This is a genomic window from Moorena sp. SIO4A5 (assembly GCF_010672005.1).
GTDB lineage: Bacteria > Cyanobacteriota > Cyanobacteriia > Cyanobacteriales > Coleofasciculaceae > Moorena.
The window spans coordinates 1-4,718 of record NZ_JAAHHZ010000364.1; the positions used below are offsets into that span (position 1 = coordinate 1).

2 protein-coding genes are annotated in these 4,718 nt (G+C 44.1%); both read left to right on the forward strand.

Annotated elements, in window-relative coordinates; all coding sequences use genetic code 11:
• Nucleotides 1–1,380 (forward strand): hypothetical protein (locus F6K57_RS37055; protein WP_293073272.1); only part of this gene is annotated, 1,380 nt, incomplete at its 5' end.
• A 1-nt stretch (nucleotide 1,381) separates the two neighbouring features.
• Nucleotides 1,382–4,672, forward strand: a complete 3,291-nt coding sequence (locus F6K57_RS37060) for a hypothetical protein (protein WP_293057760.1) — start codon at nucleotides 1,382–1,384, stop codon at nucleotides 4,670–4,672.
• Nucleotides 4,673–4,718: the final 46 nt, after the last annotated feature.

Genomic DNA, 4,718 nt, shown 5'->3' on the forward strand with positions numbered 1-4,718 from the left:
TTGCTTGCACTGCCTTGGAAAAAACGAATATCCCTCTATATAGAAGCACAAAAATGGCAACAAGCTATTGACCTTTGTAGCAATAGGCTCAAGTACTTTTCCGATTCCATCGACTACCAGAATGAATTAGCAGAAGTACATTTTTCAGCTACCTTGGTCAAATTAGGCAAAGGCAAATCAGAAGCTCAGCAACTCAAAGATGCGACAAGATTGCAAGATGGGATTAACCATTTAGAAAAGCTATCCAATGACTATCCATACAATCTCAGAATCTTTGAATTACTAGGTCATCTGCATCACCTGCGTGCAATCAGCCTGGGTAATGGGGGTCATATTGCCGAGGCGCTTACCGCTGTACAGAAGGCGTTGGTATACAATCCGTACCTTGAAAAAGCCTATGAGACCCGCAATCAATTGATTGAAACAATGCAGCAATTACAAGCCCAGATGAAGGAGGTCGAAGCAAAACTAGCTACACAGTTCAATGCAAGCCTGAATGAGAAAGGACAACGCCTACGAGCGGAGGCTTCCAAGGGGTTTGCACCAATGAATGCCTACATGAAGTCGGCCAAAGCAAAAGAGACAATGTATGGACTCAAAATTGCTCAGGCCATGAGTCTCTGGCAAAGGATTGGTCTACCAGAACCGCAGGAAAGTTTCAACAACAGTTCCCCTGCGGTGATGCATACCCAGAGCGGGGAAGAATTGCCCACAGAATCAACCACTCATTGGGGCAGGCAGGATTTAGTGTTATTGGATGGATTAAATCTTATATTTAACAATCCTCCCCAGAATCAATGGGATTTAGCAGCCGCATGGGAAGCCGTTGTTGCTAAGAAGCCAGAATTAGCAGAACTCGATAGCGGGTTGATTTATACCTTTCTTGATCGCAAGCTCTTTAGAAGCACAGAGGATCCTGTAACTTCAGAGACCTCAATTCCACTGTCAGAACTACCCCAACTCACTCCTGTTTCTGTTCAGCCCAAGCAAAGTACAGAACCTTTTCTACCTTGGTTGTTCAGTCATCAAGATATTCGGATTAAGGTTCAGGCCGCTGTTGCTAGTGTGTTGGTATTGACAGGCGGGGGACTAACCATTCAAGACCAGTTAATCCGTTCAACGCGAGATACTGCCTATCAGCAAATTCTAGAAGCTGAGCAACAACAAGATCACCTGAGTGTGATTAAAGGAGCAGAGAAATTCTTTGCGAATTCTCCCATAAGTGGAAAAGATCAACGCGATCGCCAAGTCATGCAGCTTTACAGTGAGGCACTGGTACGCTGGTTTGTTCAACAAGAAGACCCACTCGATCACAAAGCTCAAAAACATCTTGATCGCTACCGTGCCGAAATCAGCAAATCAACGCCAAAAGGTAACTAGGATGAAAAACATTATTAATCTACTGAGTATTTTAGGGATTGTTGCGGCTCCCTGCACAGTTGCCCATCTTTATTTCCAGGAAACTCCTGCTTCTCAGGTAACCGAAGCCTTTCCCTTAAACCAAACTCGTTTTGTTGACTTTAGAGTTGACGAAGACAGCCTCGAACGGCTAACGGAACGAGAGCAGATGGATCAACTGCGAGACTGGCTCCTGTTTACTGTTGCTTCCAATCAGGGTCTTTCTACCAGCGAACTTAACCAAAGTTTGTACGACCTTCCTAGCGTTCGTTACGGCTACATGAAGCCCGTATCTAACTTCGAGTATGGACAAACCCGCTCCCTATACATCGGCAACGGACAAGTGATTGCCCTTTTACCAAAGGATCGTTCCCAACAAGAACGCATGGACGACCTTGCCCATATTATGGATAAACACCGCAAGAATACTGGTAAAATCCCTACTACGGTCAAGGTCTTTGACTACGAAATCAATCGAGAGAAACAGTTGGGTATCCTGAGTAAGCGAGAGGTAATGGAAGCCCAAACCCTCTTTACCGAAGAACATGGTTACTATGAAGCTAAAATCAAGAGCCTCGATGACCTAAAGCAGTTTATGAGCCAGGTGAATGATGTAACATTTGCTCAGGTCAAAGGTTCGGTGTTAATTCTAGGTGGACGCAAGATTCTCAGTCGTAAGTATCAAGGGATTCGTATAGAAGATGTCGCTGCCATTTGGCAATCCGAGAAGAAAATACAAACTCAACTCTCTAAATTTGAAGCTCGTTGGCGGGAAAAATCAAGAAGTATCCTTCTCTCCGAATACGAAAAAGCTAAGCAGGAGGCGGCTGCAGAGTGGAAGAAATTAAAGTTAGTCAATGCTAGCGGTTTTTCGCTAGATCCGGGTTACGACTATCGCAGTCTGGAAAATTTCCTGAGTCGGATTGAACCTGTCTTGCAAACACTGATCCTGAAAGATGCATCAGCAATTACCAAACAAGATATTGAAAAAGCAAAGCTTGGCTTGGCTAAAGATGATGTAGTTCCCTATCTTGTCTTGGCAGACAAACTAACTAAGAGCGATAACCCCAGAATATTAGTAATTGGTGAATTGGCTTCTGTAGCAGAGACAAAATATCGCTACCAAGCTGCACGTTACGACGGGGAACTCCAGGGGACAGAAGTGGGTATGGTTCTGTTTTACACAGACCTGCTGGCAAAACTTTGGGCACTTGACTACCTGAGTACTACTCCAGAAGACAAAATCCTGGATTTTAAAGCACTGACGAAAGTCAAGATTTCATCAATTTACCAACAGGAGGAAAGAAAACTGCCCAGCACCCGGCTATGGTTCGGGATTCAAGATAAAGGATTTCAGGTAGCTGATCAGGGTAAGAGCATGCTCTTTGCCCGTAATGCAACCCGAATTTATGCTGCCTCTTCTAATCCCCTACAGCCAGGTGTGGAAACCTCTCCTTCAGCAAGCTCAGAGGCTTTTTTGGGTTGGTGGAATGACCACTATGAAGAAGTAGCTCGCTATGAGCCAGAGTACGAGCGGCTCAATGAGATTATGAAGTGGAGCCTGTTGATTGGCTGGCTCAACGAATCTGATCACGGAGACCTTTTGGACTTTCTGCAAGGAGTTCAGGTCAAGCGAGACAACTGGTTTCCCAACTGGGTGCGAGAAAATAGCGATCGCCTGAAATTTCAAAATTGGTCACAGGTTGGTTTTTACGAGCGTGGTTACAAAGGCTCGAAAACAGAAGCAATGCCTGTGCTCATCTCAGAAGCATTCCAAAAGTTTGGAGAGATACGCTACTTATCTGGGGGAGTTTCCCTAGCAGGTAAGGATATATTTAAAGGGCGTGCTATCCTACCCAAGACCAGTAAAGCCAAGCAATTAGCTCTCCGCTCTGATGTAGATTACAGTACTTTTAACCTAATTGATGATAGTCTAAACTTCAAAACTCTAAACGGAACAAACTATCAACTTAAAACCTCCAAGCAAAATTTGAGTTTGGTTACAGCTAAGGCAAAACAGGGAACCAAGTTTCGTAGTCCAGATGCCAAATTGAAAAACCAAGCATTTAGCCGGACAGTATCTCAGTATTCCAGCAGAATTGAGATTGACACTTCTGTTGGTAAGACAGAACTTGGCAGTTTTAGCGTCAACAAGACCCAAAATAGCTTTACAGTTGGCTTCAAGGGTCGAGATATTGATGCTGGACATTCCTTGGGATTGCGTTTAAGTCGCTCCAAAGGATCGTGGGAACAAGCACTCAAAGAAATGCCAGATGTTCAGGTTGCATTCAAATCCCGCAGGCAGCCACCTCATTACATCGTCCAAATGTCTGACTCCAAGAAGTGGCTAAAAATTACCCCAGAACCACGGGCTGCCACAGGAGGAGGAGGGTCAAAACCTCCTAAGCCTCCAAAAGATTGGGACATCTTTGTTGGTGATTTGGGAGATGACTCTCGCCACTTAGGTATGTCTTGGCTCGATGATCAACAGATTAAACAACAACAAGCTGCTGGAAATTTGGAGAAAATTAAGCAATTTGTTGATGATGATTTCCCTAAAGATCCAAAAGTTGAAGAATTCGGAAAAAAACTGCAAAATGGCAGGTATCCTCAAGTCGCTGTAGAGATTGCTGACGACCCAGTCCAGTTTCTTCTGCTTAAGAAAAAACACTCACAAGTTAAACTAAATAAAATCGATCGCTTGCTCATGCAAGGAAAAAATGCCAAAGCTGCTCAGTTGATCGACGAATTAATCCAAGTTTACGGTCCAGAACCAGACCTGATCATGCGTAAAGCGTTGATCAAGTTACGTCAAGTGAACCTGAATGTCAAACAGATTTTCCCGGATGCTTCAGCCAAACCCACAAATTTCTTCGACGAAATCAATAGAATCTTGGAACGTGATCACGGTAAATTTTCCAGAGTTGAAACAGATACAGCTTTCTATTATGTCCAAGACGATCCAGGATTAAACAATCTGAATTGGAACGCTCCCTTGGACGAGAGCTTGCCTTCCGGTTCTGGAGCTAGAGTCTATCAACTCCTACCTGGAGAAATTGGTGAAGTTAAACTCCATCTCAGTGGCTTGGGTGATACTAGCGCCTCTGCTCATCCCTCCACCCAATTCAGAGGCTCGAATCCCAACAATGCCCTCCGCAATGCTGTCAGCACAGACAACAACGAATGTAAAGAAAGCACTGAAGAGGAAAGCATCAAAAATGCTTGTCCGCAGCAGAAACCGACTTACGTTGTAATTATGCCGGAAAATACTTAATTTGTTGTAGGAGAATGCTTTAATGTTCGATTCTTTTGAAAAGCTA

Bases quoted from the DNA above. Each gene is read 5' to 3' on its own strand.
- F6K57_RS37060 (WP_293057760.1), top strand. From the start codon at position 1,382: ATGAAAAACATTATTAATCTACTGAGTATTTTAGGGATTGTTGCGGCT.